This is a genomic window from Moraxella sp. CTOTU46934 (genome assembly GCF_031979465.1).
In the GTDB taxonomy this organism is placed as follows: domain Bacteria; phylum Pseudomonadota; class Gammaproteobacteria; order Pseudomonadales; family Moraxellaceae; genus Faucicola; species Faucicola tetraodonis.
Genome location: NZ_DALZEG010000006.1, coordinates 124,466 through 145,608 on the forward strand (window position 1 = coordinate 124,466; position 21,143 = coordinate 145,608).

The following is a 21,143-nucleotide window of genomic DNA, read 5'->3' on the forward strand; positions in this document are numbered from 1 at the left end:
CAACTAAAAAATGGCAGAAGCCTTAAAATTAATAAAAAATCCATAATCATTGGATAAAGAAGGATAGGAGTAAACAATGTTAGATATGTTAAATGAAGCGTTTGAATATGAAACCGATATCATCTACCTTGACGAAGGCGATGACGCGGTAGAAATGTAAACTAAACTGCAAGTTAAGCGTAAAACGTAAAAATTCGCAACCGATAACCTCTTAATATACCGATTAAGAGGTTTGTTTTTTTTGGCAATATAAATGAATGATTACTGACTAGTAACTAGTAACTAGTGATTAGGGACTGGTACTGGCAGGCATCGCCACCTCATGGTGCTTATCGTTCATATCCTGCATATTGTGCATGTCGTGATTCATGTTATGGCTCATATTATGGTTCATATCATCACTCATATTATTATGGTTCATAGGCATACTAGTCGAAGCTGTCACAGAAGCAGGATGAGACGCAGAATGATTCATTGTCGACATATCGTGGTTCATACTCGTCTCATTCATGGCATGACTGTGTGAACTTTGATTATGTGAACCATGGTTATGGTTATGGTTATGGTGCATCATCATCGGGATAAAAATCACCGCAAGTCCAGACAACATCATAATCACCCCATTAATTTGGCGAAGGCGAAAATTTTTAATACTTGACTGTAGCATCCCCACAGTTTTTTGCGTGGCAATCAACATCGGCATCGTACCCAGTCCAAATACAAACATCAGAGCCGCCCCTGTAGCGATGTTGTTGCCAGCAATCGCCATCATGAGCGCACCATATACCAATCCGCACGGCAAAAACCCCCAAAGCAGGCCAGCAAACAAGGCTTTACCAAAGCTATCAATCGGAAACACTTTTTTGCGTAGCGGGGCGAGCGATTGCCAAAAGCGCATCCCGAACTTTTCTAACTGATTAAACAGCGGTAACCCAAGCATCGCAAGCCCAATCAACACCAATACCGCACCCAGTACAATTCTTGGCGCACTGTTACTCATAATGGACTGAAAGATTGCCACACCAACAAGACTCGCAATCAATCCAAGCAATGAATAACTGATGAGGCGTCCCAAATGGTAAGTCAAAATCAAGCCATTTTTTTTGCTCTCCGATACATGCTGCATGGACAGCCCAAAAGCCGTCACAATGCCACCGCACATCCCCAGACAGTGCGGTGAGCCAAACAATCCCATGCTAAACGCTGCCAAAAATAATGCCCAGGTCATAAAATGCTCCAAAAAAGTCTAAAAATTTTTGCAAGACGTAAATAAATCAATAGAAACAAATCAGCAGGAAGAAAGATAACACCAACGCGTTATTTTTGCTCGTCAGTAGGGTCTTGTATTTTTGGAGGCTGAGAAGATGAAGGCTTGGCGGGATTTTGCCCCAATTGTTCACGGCGAAATTGTCTGTCATCCAAAATGACCCGCTGAGATTCATTGTCCAAATCATCAAATTGGCGTGATTTGATGGCGTAGTAAATGGCAAAAATACCCAATACAAATAGCACTAAACTAATAGGAATCAAAAAATACATGCTTTGCATCGGGCATCCCCATTACTTGGCGTAAATAAACGAATTAAGTTAAGAAAACCATTATACGCTTATTTTGCCATAAATAAATGCGGCAAAATGTCGCAGCGTTGCCCTAGCAATTAAATAGCAGCAATCAAATAGCCATTGGTATGATTACAAAATAAACACATGGGTTGCAAATCACAGCAACTCAGTGATTTGAGTGCGAACAATGAATGTTATAATCATAGTAGGTTAAACATTGAGGTTTGACTTGGTTTTAAAACTCAAAATTCTACAAGGAAATTATGATGTTGATGCCTAAAATCTTTAAGCCTTCCCTTAAGCTTTCAAAGAAACAGTTGCTTGCCTTAGGCGCGGCTGTCATGGTTGGCGCATTATTGATGCCAACAGCAAACGCTGCGACAGTGGTCATTGATGTGCGTACCCCAGAAGAGTATTCTGTAAATCATCCAACCGGTGCCATTAATATTCCACACAATGAATTACTTGCCAAAATAACGGCGCAAGGCATTGCCAAATCAGATACCATTAAGGTGTATAGCCGTGGTGGCGGTCGTGCTCAACAAGCCAAATCTGCTTTGCAATCAGCTGGCTACACCAATGTAGAGATTCAAAAATAGCTCATTTATTGGTCGGTTGGCAGTTGTATTGGGGTTTGACAAGATCGCGAGCGAATGCCAACAATTCATATAAAGCACGTCTTGAGTGCTGCAGATTCTGATCAAAATGCTGCCAATCATTTGCCTTTGGTAATGGGGCGATACTTGGGACAGTAGCCATACCATTAATGGCAAACTGCCGTCTTGAGCGGTTCATGTGATACGCATCGGTCACCAAAATTACCTGTTTGACATTGACCATTTCTGCGGTATATTTTGCATTTTGACAGGTGTTAAAGCTGTTTTTTTCTGCCACGACCCACATAATGCCTTTTTTTTGCAGCCACTTTGCCATCCATGGCGCCTCCTTACCACTGACGATGATGGGTAAGTCAGTCTGCTGATACACTTGGCTGGCTTTAATCAATCGACTTTCGGTAAATTGGTTAATCACAATCTCATTTTGCTGGTTATTGGTTAATCCGCCACCTAACACTACAATCGCCGTTGCAGGATTGACGCTAACCGCCGATTCTGGCAGGCGATAGCAATCTAAGATAAACAACACAATGGTAGAAAACAGCGGTGTAAAAAAACTGAGCGTAACCAAACACCCCACCAATACAACAACGGTCAAAATCCGTTTGATGGTTGAAAAAAATCGCTCAAGATAACTAATGAGCTTGGCGAATGCTACCATCAGATTCAATCCAAACCGGTTCAGCTTCCAATTTTATCCCAAATTTCTCAAGCACTGTATTTTGTATAAATTGCATACTTTTGGCAACATCACGTTGCGTTGCAATTTTTGGCGCATGGTTAGTCAATACTAGGGCTTGTTTTACATGCGTTAAAATTGGGGCAATGCCTTTGCCTTTAAGCCCTGATTGGTCAATAAGCCAGCCCGCTGCAACTTTACAGTAATCGGTCAAATTGCCTTGGGCATCTTTGACAGGATAATGCACTAGATTGGGATGGCTCTGTAGTAACTGGTCAACTTGAGATTTGGCGACGATGGGGTTTTTAAAAAAGCTACCACAATTGGGCAAGTCGTTGGTATCGGGCAGTTTACTTTGACGAATGTCGATGATGGCATTCATGGTATCCACGGGGGTGACTTCATCGCGACCCGCTAGGCTCGCATAGTGCTGTGCAACTTTTGCCACATCCCCATACTGGGTATTGGGTTTAGCAGTTTTACTGAGGGTAAAAATGACACTGGTAATGAGCCATTGCCCGGCTTGCTGTTTAAACAGGCTGTCACGGTAGCTAAATTGGCAATCAGCTTTGCTTAGATGATGCCACGTTAAACTCGGTATATGAAACGCTTTTACACTGTCTATCACATCTTCAGCTTGTACCCCGTATGCGCCGATGTTTTGCACGGGACTACCACCGACCCAGCTTGGGATTAACGCCAAATTCTCCAGTCCATACCAACCTTGATGGACCGTATCTACTACTAGCGTATGCCAATCCTCGCCAGCCATCACCTCAAGTGTTATGGTTTGGCTATCTTCAGACAGGATAGTTTTACCTTGAAGACTGGGCGACACAACAACCGCGTCCAACACTTCAGGCAAAATGATATTACTGCCATTAGATAGCACAACAAACGCTTGTTGATGGGCTGCCAGTTGTTTAAAAGTCGGCTCAATATCAGACAGATGAGTTAAACGGATAAATTGTTTGGCTTGACAGGCTAATGCCATGGTATTGTATGCGCTAATATCCACATAGCTAGCATTAGCCTGCACAGGGTTAGGTTCAAAAAAATTGGTCATAAAATATCGTTAATAATTGGCAGAGTTGCTCATCGCCAGTGCAATGACTAGTGCAATGATAAAGTGCTTATTATAACGAAATATGACAGGGAAAATCGGGATTTTTATGACCCCATGACAGCCAATTAAAAACCTTCTTCATCACTGCCAAAATGGTTAATATCCCTAAAACGGCTCAGCTGACGACGCTGTTTTTTATTTGGGCGATGATCAGGGCGGGCAAGATTGGCAAGTTTTTTCTGTTCGGTGAAAAATTCTCGTTGACTGATACTGGCATCGGTCTCTTGATAAAGCACACTGGCGGCTGTGGCATTGCCGCGCACTTCGGACAGCGCTAGCACCTTGACCGTCTTTTGGGTGTAATGATTGGCTGACCCTTGGCGAATCGTCAATTCATCGCCCACCGCTATTTCTTTACTAACCTTGACGCGATTGCCAAAATGGTGTACCCGTCCCGATTCAATCGCTTCCTTGGCTAGGGTACGGGTTTTATAAAACCTTGCTGCCCAGAGCCATTTATCTAAACGCACTTTAATTTTATCAGTTGTACTCAATGACATTTCCTATAGCTTAACTGCATGAATAACTTTAGATTAAATGGTTGTTTTTTCAAATCTTTCAATACGTCACATCGATATTTCTAACAAGCAACTGCGGTGTTAAAGCGAGGCTAATAGTCTATTCGTCATGACAGTTATAAAACGCTGCTTAAACACTGAACAGTCAGACTCATTAGTAAGGCTCAGGGGTTTTAAGCTAATTGATATGGTGAGTGAGCCAAGCCAAAATATCGTCATACACTTGTTGGTGATTAGGCTCTAGCAAGATTTCGTGGCGCATCGCTTCATATTGCTGCACGCTAACCGAGGCAAAATTATTTTTTTGCAAACGTTTGACAATACGCGGAATGCCTTTTCCCATCTGCCCAACAGGGTCATCTTTTCCGCTGACAAATAGCAGCGGTAACTGCCGGGGTACTTGTTGATACCAATGCTTATTGGTGCCTGCTTGCATCAACGACATGAGGGCAAAATAGCCATTGTTGGTAAACTGAAAGCCGCAAAGCTTGTCATCAAGGTAGGCTTTTACTTGCTTGGGGTCTGAATTGAGCCAATTAAACCCTTGTAAATCGGGTTCTTTTCTAAAGGGTAGGTTATTAAATTGGTTTAAAATCTTATCCAATACCGGATTGGTGCGGCGCGTGGTAAAGTGATTAAGGTTTTTGGTTACGGGCACAAACAAGTTTGCCAATGGATTAAAATCTGAGGTACCCATTATCACTGCGCCCGCAAATCGCTCACCATAGCGCTGCAAAATACAGCGAACGATAAATGACCCCATACTGTGACCTAAGATAAAATGGGGGATATCAGGGTATTTTTCAGCGATTAACTGCGCATGGTCCATCACATTGTCAATCATCAACTCAGCAGGATTGGGGTTACCCATATAGCCTAAGCAACCATTGTCATAGGCTTGCTGTCCATGCCCTAAATGGTCAAAGGTTAACACCGCAATATCATGATTTGCCAAAAATTGCGCAAAGGGTTGGTAGCGCCCTTGGTGCTCTGCCATGCCATGCACGATTAGTAACGTAGCAACAGGCGTCACCTTAGGCAGATAGAATGTGTAGTTGTTATTCATCGCAAATTTCCTGTGAGTTATTTTATGATTAGAGTAGCATAAAAAAGCCGTCTAATGACGGCTTTAAATCAACGCACAAATTCACAAATCAACAGCCTGATTTTTTCATGTCCGCTTCTGATAACGGATTGGCACCACGGGTAGGACGTGGGCAAGGCTCACCATAATATTGACGATCGGCAAAATAGCTTGAGCGCACCATCGGGCCTGCCCAAATATTCGCAAAGCCCAATTTTTTACCGTGTGCAGTATAACGGTCGAATTCATCAGGATGTACAAATCTATCAACTGGGGCGTGCGATTTGCTTGGCTGCAAATATTGACCGATGGTAATTAAATCGACATCATGCGCCTTTAAATCATCCAGTAAGGCGTAAACCTCTTCTTCAGTCTCGCCAAGACCCACCATAAAACCACATTTGGTGACGATATCCGGGCGACGCGCTTTGTAATCTTTTAACAGCTGTAATGAATGCTGATAATCCGACCCTGGGCGAAACGCTTTATACAAACGTGGCACGGTTTCGATATTATGGTTAAACACATCAGGCGCTGTGTCACTTAAGATATCAAGTGCCACTTGCTCACGACCGCGAAAATCAGGGACTAAAATCTCAATCAAGCAATTAGGGCTTAACTGACGAGATTCTTTAATGACATTGGCAAAATGTTCCGCGCCGCCGTCACGCAAATCATCTCGGTCAACCGAGGTAATCACCGCATATTTTAACCCTAAACCAGCAATGGTCTCAGCGGTGTGAATCGGCTCAAGCTCATCGAGCGCATTGGGGCGACCATGCGCCACATCGCAAAATGGGCAGCGACGGGTACAAATATCTCCCATAATCATAAAGGTCGCGGTACCATCACCAAAACATTGGGGGAGGTTGGGGCAGGCCGCTTCTTCACACACCGTATACAGCTTTTGTTCACGCAAAGTTGACTTGATGCGCGCTACTTCACTCGGCGATGACAGCTTGACGCGAATCCAGTCAGGTTTTTTTGGGGTTTCTACCGTTGGAATGATTTTAATCGGAATACGGGCAACTTTATCATGGCCACGTAGTTTTTCACCCACTTCAGGACGTTTTGGCTTGTCGCGAGCGATGGGTCTATCGGTGTGCGGCGTTGAAGGGGCAAAAGTTTGTACAGTGTCGGTCATTGCTATGATTAATCCTTGAATTCATTTAGCAGATTTTAGGGGGTTATTATAACAGAAATCTATGCTGACGAATTTAAACTATTTTGGGATAAGCTTTGTTGTTTAAAGTACACAGCCAAAGTTATTTTTCATCCTAGTAAAAAAAGCGACAATCGGCTCAAACGCATTTATTAAAAATTATTGGGCTATTTTTTTAAAAAATAATGGCTATGTTAACAAAAACGTATTTTCTCATTAACATTTCATCACATTTCAAGTATATTAGAAGGGTTAAATTTTTTAGCCAAAGCCATGCTGGCTAGTAGCCATTTCAAAATTCAACTGTGTTGTGAAGAGGGCTTGCAGACGCATGGTTAACACAATAATCTTACATGACTATGAGGACGATTCATGCTAGAGAACTATCGTAAACACGTCGAAAATCGTGCGGCACAGGGTATTGTGCCACAGCCACTTAACGAACAGCAAACGGCTGATTTGGTTGAACTATTAAAAAATCCACCAGCGGGTGAAGAAGAAACACTTGTAGACTTATTAGAAAACCGTATTCCACCTGGGGTTGACCAAGCAGCGTATGTTAAAGCGGCATTTCTAGCGGCCATCGTTAAAGGCGAAACCACTTCGCCGCTGATTTCAAAACAAAAAGCGATTGAATTATTGGGTCATATGCAAGGTGGCTACAACGTAGAACCATTAATCCAAGCATTAGATGATAAAGAATTGGCCAAAGGTGCGGGCGACGCGCTGAAAAAAACCTTATTGGTATTTGATGCCTTTAATGATGTCACTGAAAAAGCGGAAGCGGGCAATGAAGTAGCCAAAGAAGTGTTACAATCTTGGGCAAACGCCGAATGGTTCACCAGCCGTCCAGAAGTACCAAAAAAAGCCACTTACAAAACCTTCAAAGTCACCGGTGAAACCAATACCGATGATTTGTCACCTGCCCAAGATGCATGGTCACGTCCAGACATCCCACTGCACGCATTAGCCATGCTAAAAAATGCGCGTGAAGGCATTGTGCCAGACCAAGACGGCGTGATTGGTCCGATGAAACAAATCGAAGAGATGAAAAAAGACGGTATTCCATTGGCATATGTGGGTGATGTGGTCGGTACCGGTTCAAGCCGTAAATCAGCGACCAACTCAGTGTTATGGTTAATGGGTGATGATATCCAAGGCGTGCCAAACAAACGTGCTGGCGGTCTTGTATTGGGTGGTAAAATCGCACCGATTTTCTTTAACACCATGGAAGACGCGGGCTCATTACCTATCGAAGTGGATGTTAGCAAACTTAACATGGGTGATGTATTTGATATCTACCCACATGACGGCAAAATCACCAAACATGATTCTGACGAAGTGATTGCGACTTTTGAATTAAAATCACCAACGCTCCTCGATGAAGTGCGTGCCGGTGGTCGTATTCCATTGATTGTAGGTCGCGGCTTAACCAACAAAGCCCGTGAATATCTAGGTTTGGGCGCGTCTGACATTTTTGCAAAACCAGAACAACCGGTCGACACCGGTAAAGGCTATACTTTAGCGCAAAAAATGGTCGGTAAAGCTTGTGGCGTAGAAGGCATTCGTCCTGGTGCGTATTGTGAACCAAAAATGACCACCGTGGGTTCGCAAGATACCACAGGTCCTATGACCCGTGACGAATTAAAAGACTTGGCTTGTTTAGGCTTCTCTGCAGATTTGGTCATGCAATCATTCTGTCATACGGCAGCTTATCCAAAACCAATCGATGTAGAAACTCAGCACACACTCCCTGACTTCATCATGAATCGTGGCGGTGTATCATTACGTCCAGGTGATGGTATTATTCACTCATGGTTAAACCGTATGCTATTGCCTGATACCGTTGGTACGGGTGGTGACTCACATACCCGCTTCCCAATGGGTATTTCGTTCCCAGCAGGTTCAGGTCTAGTGGCGTTTGCTGCAGCAACCGGTGTGATGCCATTAGATATGCCAGAATCAGTTCGTGTACGTTTTGTCGGTGAAATGCAGCCTGGTATCACCTTGCGTGACTTGGTACATGCGATTCCTTACCAAGCCATTAAAGAAGGTTTATTGACCGTTGAGAAAGCCGGTAAGAAAAACGTATTTAACGGCCGTATCTTAGAAATCGAAGGTTTAGAAGACTTAACCGTTGAACAAGCATTCGAATTATCAGATGCCTCTGCCGAACGTTCAGCCGCAGGTTGTACTATCACCCTGTCTGAAGAATCGGTGAAAGAATACCTAACGTCAAACATCACCCTACTCAAATGGATGATTTCTGAAGGTTATGGCGATGCCCGTACCATTGCACGCCGTATCAAAGGTATGGAGGCATGGCTTGCCAACCCAACATTATTACGCGCTGATGCAGACGCAGAATATGCCGCTGACATCACTATCGATATGAGCGCCATCAAAGAACCAATTCTTTGCTGTCCAAACGACCCAGATGACGCCAAAACCTTAGCAGATGTTGCTGGCGACAAGATTGATGAAGTATTCATCGGTTCATGTATGACCAACATCGGTCACTTCCGTGCAGCGGGCGCGTTGCTCAAAGAAGTACCTGCGGGTAGCTTGACCACACGTCTATGGATTGCACCACCCACTAAAATGGATGCACGTCAATTGATGGATGAAGGTCTATACAATGTCTATGCACAAGCGGGCGCACGGACTGAAATGCCGGGTTGTTCACTGTGTATGGGTAACCAAGCGCGTATCGCACCAAAATCAACGGCTGTATCAACTTCGACCCGTAACTTCCCGAACCGTTTAGGTCAAGGTGCCAACGTGTACTTGGCTTCTGCAGAGTTGGCATCGGTGGCTGCGGTACTTGGTAAGCTACCTACCAACGAAGAATATCAACAATATGCTGGTAAGCTCAACAGCATGTCAGCCGATATCTACAAATACTTAAACTTCGACCGTATGAGCGAATATACTGAAGAAGCAAATAAAATTAACGTAGCACAGCTTACCTAACCATCGTTAAGTTAAGTTAGGCTCATCTAATTTTAATTAAGTAGGATAACAATAAAGTAAGACCCTGCAACATAGCAGGGTTTTGCTGTTGTTAGCATTTACATAAAAATTTTTTGCACGTTTAGCTAAAAAATATCTTGGCAAAATTTGGCTTATAGTGGTTTAGAGTAATGGCATCTGTGGCGAGGCTTCAGCTTGTAGCAAATTTGAATAAGTCACCCCAACCAAACGCACGGGTAAAAGTTTTGGGGTATGGTCATATAGCCATTGAATCCAATAATGGGCATCAGATTCCTGCTCAAAGTGGGAGGAAATACTATGAGAACGGGTAATCACACTAAAATCGCTGTATTTGATTTTAATGGTGATGGTGCGAGCGTAACGCTGCTTTTTTTGTAAATCTTTAAACGCTTGGCTATTTTCGCGATATAGGGCAGCCACAATGACTTTATCATCCATGGTATTGTGTACAAACGTTGTCTCAGAACCGACAGATTTATGTTTGCGCTCAGCTTTAACCTCTCTATTATCAATACCGTGGGCAATTTGGTGAAAGAAATCACCCCGTTTGCCAAAGCGTTGTTTTAATACGTCCGCTGGCGTATTGCGTAAATCCAATCCTGTAAATATACCCATGTCATGCAACATTTTGACGGTGGCTTTGCCAATCCCATGAAATTTTTTTACCGGTAAATTGGCGATGAAGTCCAATCCTTGCTCAGGTGTGATAACCGCAATACCGTTGGGTTTATTCAAATCTGACGCGATTTTAGCAAGCATTTTGTTGTAAGACACGCCTGCTGAAGCGGTCAATTGCGTTTGTCGCAAAATCTGTTGGCGAATGCGATTGGCGATTAGCGTTGCAGAATTTTTTTCATGCGGGCTATTGGTCACATCTAGATACGCCTCATCCAGTGATAAAGGTTCGACCAGTGGCGTATATTGGTGCATGATGGTACGAATTTGCTCACTAACTTCACGATATACCTCAAAGCGTGGTTTGACAAAAATTGCTTGGGGGCATAGTTGACGGGCTCGATAGCATGACATGGCAGAATGCACACCAAACTTGCGTATCTCATAACTTGCTGCTGCGACGACGCCACGCCCATTGGGATCACCGCCAACCACCAATGGCTTACCTTGTAACTCAGGATTATCCCGTTGCTCAACACTGGCAAAGAACGCATCCATATCGATATGAATAATTTTACGCATGGTTGTTAGTTTACCATCCTAACTGTATGGGGAAAGTATTTAATTAACTTGTTAAACACAATAGACGCTAGCTAACATAAACAATAAATTCAAAATTTACTGATTGATAAATTTAATTGATAAGTGGTCATTAATCTGCTACATTATCGCTATCAAGGGGAGTAACTTCTCACTTCAGCAGTTTGTGATTTATCGTCATTACGTAAGTAGCCGCTTACCGGTAAATCAGCTATTTTTTTAGCCATATATTGAGCTAATTATCAAATAGTAAGCCAGACCTTGACTTAACACAACCACATATTTGGTCGGTGTGAGTCAAAGTTTTTTTGTGCCTAGCGTTTTTCCAAAATCCTTTGACTTATTGCCAGCCATAGTTTGTAAATGCCTACTAAGGAGCGATAATGTTACTTGCAGCAGTGAATCAAATGACAGAACCCATGAGCATTGGCAGTCCCATGCTATATGCCGGGTTCTTTGCTATCGTAGCGATACTGTTATTGGTTGATTTGTTTACCTTTAAAACCCCAAAAGATGGTGAAGCGGTTTCGATGAAACAGGCGGGTATTTGGAGTGCCATTTGGGTGGGCGTGTCTGTGCTGTTTGCAGGCGGTCTATGGTGGTATCTATCACAAAATTTTGGCAGTGCTATCGCCACTCAAAAAGTAGGGGAGTTTTTTACAGGATATTTACTGGAAAAATCGCTCGCCATTGATAACGTTTTTGTATGGTTGATGATTTTTGCGGCGTTTGCGGTGTCGCCTGCGATGCAACGGAAAATTTTACTGTACGGGGTGATTGGTGCGATTGTCATGCGCACGGTGATGATTTTTGCAGGGGCTTGGCTTGTCGCTGAGTTTAGCTGGATTTTATATATTTTTGGCGCATTTTTGCTGTACACGGGTGTAAAAATGTGGCAAAACCACGATGAGCAAGAAGACCCCAAGCAGTCAGGCTTATATAAGTTTTTACAAAAACATCTTAAAATCAGCGATGACAGCCATGATGCATCAGGTCAAGAGCGGTTTGTGTTGGTGAAAAATGGCGTAAAATATTTTACCCCGTTAGCGGTGGTACTTATCTTGGTTGAATTGTCGGATGTGATTTTTGCGGTGGATTCGATTCCTGCAATTTTCGCGGTCACTACCGACCCGTTTATTGTTTTGACGGCAAACTTGCTGGCTATTTTGGGTCTGCGGGCGATGTTCTTCTTGTTATCGGGTTTGGCGGATAAATTTCATTTATTGTCTTATGCGCTTAGTGTCATCTTGGTGTTTATTGGCGCCAAAATGCTACTGCTTGATGTGTTCCATGTGCCGATGGCTATATCGTTAGGCTTTATTGCCACCGTGCTAACAGTGACAGCGATTTTATCGGTAAAGTTTCCGAATTTGGGTAAAGTTGAATCATAAAAAATATTTTTGAATATAAAAAAGGGCTAACAATTTAGCCCTTTTGGTGAATTAAAAACTGACTATTGGGCATAAAATGCTTCTAAAGTAGGCACAAATTGTTTTTTTCGGCTGACCAAGTGACCCAAATCAAGCAATTTATCATTGAGTCTGGTATTAAATGCTTGCGCAATGATTTCATTTTGTGCATCGTTGCTACCAACCGCCCAAGATTGCTGTTTTAAAATATCAACAATAATAACTAGCATATAATCCAAGCCATCTCTTTGGCGGATTAGTTCACTGGCTTGTTGGATGCCATCGGTGCGCGACAACACCACATCAGGTTTAACAGTTTCGATACAGGCAATTGCCCATTTTTTATTTGAGAACATAAACTGTTTATAATCGGTAGTGACTAACGCATCATCCGTTAAGTCGCTGATATTGCTTTTTGCATCGAATAATTGATTGGCAAAGCGGTTTATATCTTGAATCCCTGCAAGGTGGATGACTGCTTGTAACGCTTGCTTGTCACTGTCTGTAGTGGTAGGACCTGTCAGATTAAGCGTATCAGAAATGATTGCACCTGCCATCAATGTCGCCATTTGCTGAGAAATCAGCAAATTCTTTTCCATAAACATATGGTATAAAATGGTGCTGGTAGAGCCGACAGGTTCAAATCGAATATAGGCTGGTTCGGCAGTGGTTAAATCACCGAGTTTATGATGGTCGACAAGGTAACAAATATGGGCGTCTGCTAGATTGGCAATCGATTGCTGGCTTTCGTTATGATCGACTAAAGCAGCGAGTTGGTCAGGCTCAAGATGGGTGAGTAATTCTGGTAATCGGACTTTAGCAAGTTCAATTAAAAATTTGGTTTCTTGATTGATATCATCTAAGCGGTAACTTTTGGCATCAATACCTTGTTGATTGAGCCAATAGGTCATGACGATGGCGGATACAATAGCATCGGTATCTGGTTTTTTGTGCCCAAAAACAGCAATGGTTGTCATAAAAATGCCCCAATATAAAAAACAGCCATTATATCATCTTGTCAAAATTAAACGGTTGACTGGCAAGTTTGCGATGAAAAAGCCGATATTGACTAATCGGCTAACTTTACTATTAAGTGCACCATTAAGTGCAAAAAAACTACATGGCTGATTGGATAAGGTGAATGAGGCGCTCACCGATTTGGACGGTTTCATCGGCACTCATGTTGAGCGGTGGCAATAAACGAATGGCATTACCGCCTGCCACATTGATGATTAGATGATGATTGTCACGCGCTTTATCGACCAAGGTATCGAATGCAATGCCGCGATCCTGTGGCATCACCACCCCTAGCATCATGCCTTTTCCGCGTACAGTAACCCCTTCGCTACCCAGCTCGCTGGTGATTTGCTCAATCAATGCTGCGCTATTGCTCAGGGTAGTTGCCATCATATTTTCATCATCAATGACATCAATCACTTCGCTAACCACACGGCAAGCAAGCGGTGTACCACCATACGTTGAGCCGTGTGAGCCATAACTAAAAATATCATTGGCTTTTTCGCTGGTCATGCACGCACCCACAGGAAAACCATTGCCCAACCCTTTTGCTGTGGTCAAAATATCAGGTTTGATGGATGAATGTTGATAAGCAAAGTATTGCCCCGTACGACCATTGCCCGTTTGCACTTCATCTAAAATCATTAATAAGTCATGGTCATCACAAACTTTACGAACTTGGCTTAAAAAATCAAAGCCATTGGTCGCAGTATTGACGCCACTTTCACCTTGGATAGGCTCAAGCATCACAGCGCACACATTGTCGTTATCGGCAATCGCTTGGCTAATCGCTTCAATATCCCCAAAAGGCACGCGAATAAAATCATCATCTAAGGTAAAAAATCCAGCTCTAGCGGTTGGATTTGCGGTGGCGGATACGGTCAGTAAGGTGCGTCCATGAAAGGATTTTTCCATCACAATCACTTTGGCTTGGGTTTGCCCACGATTTGATGCAAACAGTCGCGCCATCTTTAATGCCGCTTCGTTGGCCTCGGCGCCGCTATTGGCAAAAAATACTTTATCCATGCCTGCGACTTGGCATAACTTTTCACCCGCGCGCTCTTGCCAATCAATACCAAAAAGATTGCTGGTATGCACAAGCGTTGCGGCTTGATCGGCAATCGCGGCAGTGATACGCGGATGACAATGCCCCAGTCCACAGACAGCAATCCCTGTTAACGCATCCAAATACGGCGTTCCGTCAGCGGTATAAAGATAACTACCTTGACCTTTGACAAAGCTAATGGGCTGGCGTTTGTAGGTGGGGAGTAAATAAGAGCTCATGGGGATTCCTTTAATCATAGTTAGCGAATCATAGTCAGCGAGTCATAGTTAGCAAATCATAGCTAGCGCAATTACTAACCAATCAAATCTACGTTATTTAAAAGCGTCTAATTCGTCACTAAACGGGGTGTCTTCTGCACCGACTTTATAGTCCTCATTCGCCCATGCCCCTAAGTCAATGAGCTTACAGCGTGCACTGCAAAATGGCTTGGTAGGATTATCTGCCCAAACGGTGGGTTTGCCGCAGCGCGGACAGGGGTAAGTTTTGACAGGTGCATTTGATGGGGTGGGTTCGATTTTAGACATAAACAAAAGGTATTCTGAAAAATGGTGTATCGGATTATTTGCCATAGTATACTATAAATCCTTTTTTTTGGGCGAATCAAGCGACTGTTCATGCTAAGTCATCAATTTACCAGATCGTTTCAACCCGATCGTATCCGTCATCCCAGAGATTTTCAGCCACTTAACGCAACATTTTGGCAGCAACCCGCCATTTTTGTTGAAATCGGTGCAGGTAAAGGCAAGCATGCGCTGAGTTTTGCCAGCGATAATGCCAATGTCCATCTCATCGCGATTGAACGTACCGCAGAAAAATATCAAGCCATGCAAAAAATGGCGAATCAAGCGCATTTGTCTAATTTAACGACTATTCATGCCGATGCCATTGCTTGGGTCACCCATGGTGTACCCGCGCAAAGCTTATCAGGGGTGTTTATTCTTTATCCCAATCCAGAGCCGCACAATCCCAACCAACGCTGGCTTAACATGCCGTTTTTTGAGTGGTTGCTGTCTCGGTTAAAACCAAATGGCAAGCTTATACTTGCCAGTAATATTGAAAGTTATATCGATGAAGCCGAGCATAAAGCACTGACGGTTTGGCAAGTGCCGGTGGAGAAAACCCAAGTACCCAATCATAGTGAGCGCACGCATTTTGAGGTAAAATACCTAGCGCGTGGTGAGGCGTGTTGGCAATTGAGCATAAAAAAACCGCATGGTTATACCACACGGTTTGATGATTTTAATTCACTTTAGTCAGGTTTTAACGCAAGGGGCGTGGTTTGGGTGTCATCGGCACGTACCACATAAGTTTTGGCGATTTTATCATGTAGGCTTAATCGCTCTTTGCTGGTGAGCATCATGACCAAATCAATGACTAACACAACCAAACCAAAAATCGATAAAGAGTAAGCCAATGTGGTAAATAACCCACGCATAATGATTAAATTAAAAAATCCAGGAATGGCATTGGATTGGCGATCCAAAATACGTATGCCCATTATCATCTTACCGATGCTCTGACCACGGCGCATCAATAATAGGACTTGTGCAATCATCAAGCCCCATACCAAAATATTGGTTAACAACAATATATGCTCAGGTAATGCTGACATGAGTTCCATCTGCTGCGCAGACGTCAATCGGGTTTGTCCGGCTTCTGCCCATTTGAGTAATTTATCAAAATTTGGGCTGTTGTACAGGGAGATGAACAGGGGCGACGACGCCAATACCATAAGCAGGGTATCTACTAATTTTGCTGCGATACGACTACCGATGCTAGCAAGGTCTAACTGTTTTTTGGCGTGTGCAATGTCTTGGTTCGCGCTAAGTTTCTTGGTCAATGTGACCTTGGTAGGGTTAGGGGATTTGTGCGGGTTATTCACTGAATACCGATCCCAAACATTCTCAGAATCTTCTGAAGGCGATATAGGATTAGGCGTGTTGTTAATAATATAATCTGCTTCATCAGAAGCGGGCTGCTCACGTTGGTGGGTATCGACTGACAAGCTTTCATCAATTATTGGACGGTAAAAAAATTGCCCATCCGTCATCGCATTGACTGTGTTCCAGTTATCCATCCCTTGATGCCACATCAAATCAGTGAGTAACACTTGCCCTGTGGCAAGCATTTGATTAAGTTGTTCAAGGGTATAAGGGCCGGCTTGCACATTATTGCGAGCTAGAAAAATATGCATGTAATAACTCTACTTCTACTGGGTGGTAAAATTTGAATGACTGTATCTTATTATATGATGTTTTGCAACATCGTGCTAAAAATCGCTTATTATATCAAACAGGCGATGCAAAAAATCGCGCTAGGCTGAAGTAAGCTCATATTTTTGGTTAACCCTACGATTATTTTTCTTACCTTGTCAGATTGTATTTATGTCAGCGACTCATCCCACCAACGCCATCATTGATTTTAATCAACCTTGGTATCACTATTTGACTTATTTTCCGAATTTTCCCAAGCTTGACGCAAAACATACTCATTCAATACATAGTCATGCCCTTGCTATCAATGCTATCAATATTGTTGAAAATTTGAATGCTTGTTTGGATAGATTTGAGGATGTAAACGCCAGCCGTATAGCCAATTTTGAAAACTTACCGATTCGCTTTGTTGACCAAGCGTGTCTGCCTGAGGATGAGGCTTATGAGAGTTTTATTGCCAAGACAGGGAAAATTCCAACCCGTGACAATCACCATGATTTACTGAACGGTTTAATTTGGCTGAATTTTCCGCAGGCTAAAGCGGTATTTAACGAACTTCATGCCAAAGATATTTTGCGACATGGTATTCATAACGCCAGAACAGCGCTGCGTAATGCGTTAACCGTATTTGATGAAAATGGCGGCATTGTGGTGAGTTCAGATAAACTATTGCTTGAACAGTTACAAGCATTTAAATGGCACGCAGCTTTGGTCACTCATAGAACAAATTGGTTGGGTCAACATCGTACCATTGCCTTTTTTCCATTTGGTCATGCCCTGCTTGAAAAATTGGTTAAGCCAAGAAAAAATATCACCAGTCATACCTTGCTGATTTTAGTAGATGAGGGTTGGTTTGAGCAATCCATAGACAGTCAGAGAAACCAGCTTGATACGGCAATTGCTAAGCTATTTCGACAACTGGCAATGCCATATTTAGCGGATAATGCAGTTAAGCTATCATCCAAAAGCTTTCAGCCGTTACCTGTGATGGGTATCCCTGGCTATAGTGATGACAATGTGATACCAGAATTTTATCAAGATGAGGCTGTTTTTAGGCATCCAAGAGCGTTCAGCGCGCCTATTTTTTCATTACATGACTGATAAGTGACCAGAAAATTTATAACCGTGGCTAGAGTGGTTGGGGGTGATTACCCAGTCTATGAATCTTGCTTGATAAAAGCCGGTTAATCCGTTAGCATTAAAGCAATTTCTAGTTCATCTAGCCGCATTTATTGATGAAACTCATAATGACTAATAAAAATATTGGAGTATCAGCATGACCACCAAAGTCGTCAAAATTGATAATAAAGTTCGTATGATTACAGGTAAATTAGCCCCCCATCTTGAAATTCAGTGGGAACACTATACCTTAGCAGAATTACAATCATTGCTTGAGACGGTGGTTCGTTTTGAAATTGAGCACAACTTTCGTCGTCACAAAGATTATAAAGATAGCAAAGGCGCTAATATCCAAGTGTTTAATGATGCCAACGAACTTAAAGTCACAAGTCTAAAAGATGAATTACTCATCATCCGCGATAGCCAAATCGATTCACAATAACGATTCACAATGACTATGCATCCGCGAATCAATCAAAATCCAAGCCGAATGACTTGGATTTTTTTCGTCATGTTGTTGGTAATTATTGAAGCAAAGTATCACGCTATACGCTCAATGATTGGCATTGATAAAAAAATAATCGATAGCCGTCTAAGCATGGTATAATTGTCAGTTTTTATTGACAAGCGAATGATGGGTGACACGATGAAATACCCTAAAATCTACGACGTAATTGTGATTGGTGGCGGTCATGCTGGCACAGAAGCGGCGCTAGCTGCTGCGCGTATGGGTCAGCAGACGCTGTTATTGACGCATAATATTGAAACCTTGGGACAGATGAGCTGTAATCCTGCGATTGGCGGGATTGGCAAGTCGCATTTGGTGCGTGAAGTCGATGCGTTGGGCGGCGCTATGGCGCTTGCCACCGACAAAGCAGGGATTCAGTTTCGTGTGTTAAATAGCCGTAAAGGTGCCGCTGTCCGTGCCACACGCGCCCAAGCAGACCGTATTTTATATAAAGCGGCGATTCGCCATACCTTAGAGAATCAGCCAAACTTGGATATTTTCCAACAAGCGGCGGATGATATTTTGGTTGAAAACGGCAAAGCGGTAGCCGTGGTTACCCAATCAGGGATTGAATTTGCCTGTGGCGCAGTGGTGTTGACCTCTGGCACTTTTTTAGGTGGTACTATTCATATTGGACTAGAAAACCACAAAGGTGGACGTGCAGGCGATCCGCCTTCTATCCGTTTGGCAGATAGATTGCGTGAACTTAAGCTGCCGGTTGGACGCCTCAAAACAGGCACGCCCCCACGCATTGATGCGCGCACGGTAGATTTTAGTGTCATGACCGTGCAGCCCGGGGATACACCACTGCCAGTCATGTCATATTTGGGCGATGTGTCCATGCATCCGCGCCAAATCAACTGCTATATCACCCATACCAATGAACGCACCCATGACATTATCCGCAGTGGGCTAGATCGCTCACCCATGTATTCAGGGGTGATTGAAGGCATTGGTCCCCGTTATTGTCCATCGATTGAAGATAAAATTCATCGGTTTGCTGATAAAGACAGCCATCAGATTTTTATTGAGCCTGAAGGATTGACCACCCATGAGCTTTATCCCAATGGGATTTCAACCAGTCTGCCATTTGATATTCAGTTGGCTTTAGTCCGATCCATGAAAGGGCTGGAAAATGCGCACATCTTGCGTCCTGGCTACGCGATTGAATACGATTATTTTGACCCACAAAATCTTAAACCAAGCCTTGAGACCAAATCGATTGATAACCTATTTTTTGCCGGTCAAATCAATGGAACGACAGGGTATGAAGAAGCCGCTGCGCAAGGTATCTTAGCTGGGTTAAATGCTGCACGTCGCACCCAAGGACTAGATGCTTGGACACCGCGCCGCGACCAAGCATATATCGGTGTGTTGGTAGATGATCTCATCACTCATGGTACCAAAGAGCCGTACCGTATGTTTACCAGTCGTGCCGAATACCGTCTGTTGCTACGGGAAGACAATGCCGATCAACGCTTGACAGAAATTGGGCGTGACTTAGGACTGGTGGACGATGCGCGCTGGCAAGTGTATAGCGATAAAATGACAGCGATTGAGCAAGAAACCGCACGTTTACGCTCGCTTTGGGCAACGCCCACTAATACGCTGGGTCAATCATTTATCGATAAAACCGGCGAAGTATTGACCAAAGAGAATAACGCGCTTGATTTGTTAAAACGTCCGAATGTGTCATTTGATGATATTAGCGAATTGACCCAATCTCCCGTGTCTGCCGAAGTGGGTGAGCAAATCGAAATTGGTGTCAAATACGCCGGTTATATCGATCGTCAGCAAGTTGAAATCGGTCAGATGAAAAAACTTGAACACACGCTGATTCCAGACGATTTTACTTATCATGATATCTCTGGGCTTTCCAATGAAATCGTGCAAAAACTTGAAAAAGTGCGCCCAACCACGCTTGCCCAAGCCAGTCGGATTAGCGGCGTCACGCCAGCGGCAGTACAGCTTTTGGCCATGATGATTAAAAAAAGCAAAAAAGCGCGTGAAGTGCTAAGCTCTTAACTTTAAGCCATGATACATAAGTCCCATGGTATTGGTATGTGCCAGACTTGGGACTTTTTTATCCTCTGTTGCCGTAAAACCACCGACTTTAGGCGGTGGATATAAGGCAACTCATACACTATAACGCTTGCATAAATTTTGCTAAAATAATTTGCATGAAAACACTCAAGCTACGCATACGAGATAAACACACAGACCAATTAAACCGCCTAAGCGGTTCGGTCAATTTCGTGTGGAATTATGTGAATGACTTGAGTTACAGACACCTACAAAAAACTGGCAAATTCTTTTCAGCTTATGATTTGAACGAATACACCAAAGGTAGCGGTGAACTGCTAGGCTTACACAGTCAGACTATTCAGGCAATCAATGAAACCCACGCCAAAGCTAGAAAACAATTCAAAAAAGCTAAATTATCATGGCGAACCAACAACCCAAATTCAAAACGTAAATCATTAGGCTGGCTACCCTTTAAACAATCCGCCATCAAACACATTGCTACCCACCAAACAAGTAAAAAAGGCTTAAAATCCACCTTACAGCTTAGTTTAGCCAAAGGACAAAAGCTAATCATCGACCTATGGGACAGCTACAACCTTAGCCTATACCAAATCAACACATGCGAATTGGTACAAGACAGCCGTAACCGTTGGTATGCCTGTATCACCGTCAAAGACTACCCCAAACAATCATGCGGTACAGGTAGCATTGGCGTTGACTTAGGGCTTAAAGACAGTGCCACTACCTCAAGCGGTGACAAACTCACCATCAAACAAACGCTAAAATATGCAAAACAATTAGCTATAGCCCAACGCTCAAACAACAAAA

At 43.2% G+C, this 21,143-nt stretch carries 20 protein-coding genes; 8 read left to right on the top strand and 12 right to left on the bottom strand.

What is annotated here, in order from left to right; translation table 11 throughout:
• Positions 1-289: 289 nt before the first annotated feature.
• Positions 290-1,228, bottom strand: a complete 939-nt coding sequence (locus RTN07_RS06725; RefSeq protein WP_312176800.1) for a sulfite exporter TauE/SafE family protein — start codon at positions 1,226-1,228, stop codon at positions 290-292.
• An 89-nt stretch (positions 1,229-1,317) separates the two neighbouring features.
• Positions 1,318-1,548: a cbb3-type cytochrome oxidase assembly protein CcoS gene (gene ccoS, locus RTN07_RS06730; RefSeq protein WP_050325577.1), complete on the bottom strand. Its 231-nt coding sequence runs from the start codon at positions 1,546-1,548 to the stop codon at positions 1,318-1,320.
• A gap of 281 nt (positions 1,549-1,829) precedes the next feature.
• Between ccoS and RTN07_RS06735 the strand changes: the two genes are divergently transcribed.
• Positions 1,830-2,162 (top strand): rhodanese-like domain-containing protein, encoded by a 333-nt coding sequence (locus RTN07_RS06735; RefSeq protein WP_312176803.1) that lies wholly within the window; start codon positions 1,830-1,832, stop codon positions 2,160-2,162.
• A 1-nt stretch (position 2,163) separates the two neighbouring features.
• Here RTN07_RS06735 and RTN07_RS06740 read toward each other — a convergent pair whose 3' ends face one another.
• From RTN07_RS06740 to lipA, 5 genes are all read right to left on the bottom strand, one after another.
• Entirely contained in the window at positions 2,164-2,841 is a 678-nt protein-coding gene (locus RTN07_RS06740; RefSeq protein WP_312176805.1) for a YdcF family protein, read from the bottom strand.
• Positions 2,816-3,925, bottom strand: a complete 1,110-nt coding sequence (gene murB, locus RTN07_RS06745) for a UDP-N-acetylmuramate dehydrogenase (RefSeq protein WP_309596576.1) — start codon at positions 3,923-3,925, stop codon at positions 2,816-2,818. The genes RTN07_RS06740 and murB overlap by 26 nt, the downstream gene beginning before the upstream one ends.
• 125 nt (positions 3,926-4,050) lie before the next feature.
• Positions 4,051-4,485 carry an RNA-binding S4 domain-containing protein gene (locus RTN07_RS06750; protein WP_036598052.1) on the bottom strand — a complete coding sequence of 145 codons (435 nt, stop codon included), beginning with the start codon at positions 4,483-4,485 and terminating at the stop codon, positions 4,051-4,053.
• 196 nt (positions 4,486-4,681) lie between these two features.
• Entirely contained in the window at positions 4,682-5,569 is an 888-nt protein-coding gene (locus RTN07_RS06755; RefSeq protein ID WP_312176808.1) for an alpha/beta fold hydrolase, read from the bottom strand.
• Between the two features lie 88 nt (positions 5,570-5,657).
• A complete protein-coding gene (gene lipA, locus RTN07_RS06760) occupies positions 5,658-6,731 on the bottom strand; it encodes a lipoyl synthase (protein ID WP_007117315.1) in 1,074 nt (357 codons plus the stop codon).
• A 390-nt stretch (positions 6,732-7,121) separates the two neighbouring features.
• On the opposite strand from lipA, the gene acnB reads away from it, so the two are divergent.
• Positions 7,122-9,722: a bifunctional aconitate hydratase 2/2-methylisocitrate dehydratase gene (gene acnB / locus RTN07_RS06765; protein ID WP_312176811.1), complete on the top strand. Its 2,601-nt coding sequence runs from the start codon at positions 7,122-7,124 to the stop codon at positions 9,720-9,722.
• Between the two features lie 162 nt (positions 9,723-9,884).
• Here acnB and dinB read toward each other — a convergent pair whose 3' ends face one another.
• Positions 9,885-10,940, bottom strand: a complete 1,056-nt coding sequence (dinB, locus tag RTN07_RS06770) for a DNA polymerase IV (protein WP_312176814.1) — start codon at positions 10,938-10,940, stop codon at positions 9,885-9,887.
• A 401-nt stretch (positions 10,941-11,341) separates the two neighbouring features.
• Between dinB and RTN07_RS06775 the strand changes: the two genes are divergently transcribed.
• Complete coding sequence (locus RTN07_RS06775) at positions 11,342-12,349, top strand: TerC family protein (RefSeq protein ID WP_083106236.1); 1,008 nt, start codon at positions 11,342-11,344, stop codon at positions 12,347-12,349.
• Positions 12,350-12,411: 62 nt separating this feature from the next.
• Here the strand turns inward: RTN07_RS06775 and RTN07_RS06780 are convergent, their stop codons facing one another.
• The 3 genes from RTN07_RS06780 to RTN07_RS06790 form a co-directional block, all read right to left on the bottom strand.
• Positions 12,412-13,344 carry a manganese-dependent inorganic pyrophosphatase gene (locus RTN07_RS06780; RefSeq protein WP_312176817.1) on the bottom strand — a complete coding sequence of 311 codons (933 nt, stop codon included), beginning with the start codon at positions 13,342-13,344 and terminating at the stop codon, positions 12,412-12,414.
• A gap of 139 nt (positions 13,345-13,483) precedes the next feature.
• Positions 13,484-14,668: an aspartate aminotransferase family protein gene (locus RTN07_RS06785; protein ID WP_312176820.1), complete on the bottom strand. Its 1,185-nt coding sequence runs from the start codon at positions 14,666-14,668 to the stop codon at positions 13,484-13,486.
• A gap of 93 nt (positions 14,669-14,761) precedes the next feature.
• Complete coding sequence (locus RTN07_RS06790; protein WP_135888996.1) at positions 14,762-14,974, bottom strand: DNA gyrase inhibitor YacG; 213 nt, start codon at positions 14,972-14,974, stop codon at positions 14,762-14,764.
• A 90-nt stretch (positions 14,975-15,064) separates the two neighbouring features.
• On the opposite strand from RTN07_RS06790, the gene RTN07_RS06795 reads away from it, so the two are divergent.
• Positions 15,065-15,703, top strand: a complete 639-nt coding sequence (locus tag RTN07_RS06795) for a class I SAM-dependent methyltransferase (protein ID WP_312176821.1) — start codon at positions 15,065-15,067, stop codon at positions 15,701-15,703.
• Here the strand turns inward: RTN07_RS06795 and RTN07_RS06800 are convergent.
• A complete protein-coding gene (locus RTN07_RS06800; protein WP_312176822.1) occupies positions 15,700-16,644 on the bottom strand; it encodes an RDD family protein in 945 nt (314 codons plus the stop codon). The genes RTN07_RS06795 and RTN07_RS06800 overlap by 4 nt on opposite strands.
• 190 nt (positions 16,645-16,834) lie before the next feature.
• Between RTN07_RS06800 and RTN07_RS06805 the strand changes: the two genes are divergently transcribed.
• The 4 genes from RTN07_RS06805 to RTN07_RS06820 form a co-directional block, all read left to right on the top strand.
• The gene (locus RTN07_RS06805; protein ID WP_312176823.1) at positions 16,835-17,764 is read left to right on the top strand and encodes a DUF3025 domain-containing protein; all 930 of its coding nucleotides are present in this window, start codon (positions 16,835-16,837) and stop codon (positions 17,762-17,764) included.
• Positions 17,765-17,939: 175 nt separating this feature from the next.
• Positions 17,940-18,224, top strand: a complete 285-nt coding sequence (locus RTN07_RS06810; protein ID WP_007117325.1) for a hypothetical protein — start codon at positions 17,940-17,942, stop codon at positions 18,222-18,224.
• 204 nt (positions 18,225-18,428) lie between these two features.
• Positions 18,429-20,315 (top strand): tRNA uridine-5-carboxymethylaminomethyl(34) synthesis enzyme MnmG, encoded by a 1,887-nt coding sequence (gene mnmG / locus RTN07_RS06815; protein ID WP_095355955.1) that lies wholly within the window; start codon positions 18,429-18,431, stop codon positions 20,313-20,315.
• Between the two features lie 155 nt (positions 20,316-20,470).
• Positions 20,471-21,143: RNA-guided endonuclease TnpB family protein (locus tag RTN07_RS06820; protein WP_312176827.1), on the top strand; the 673-nt coding region annotated here is incomplete at its 3' end.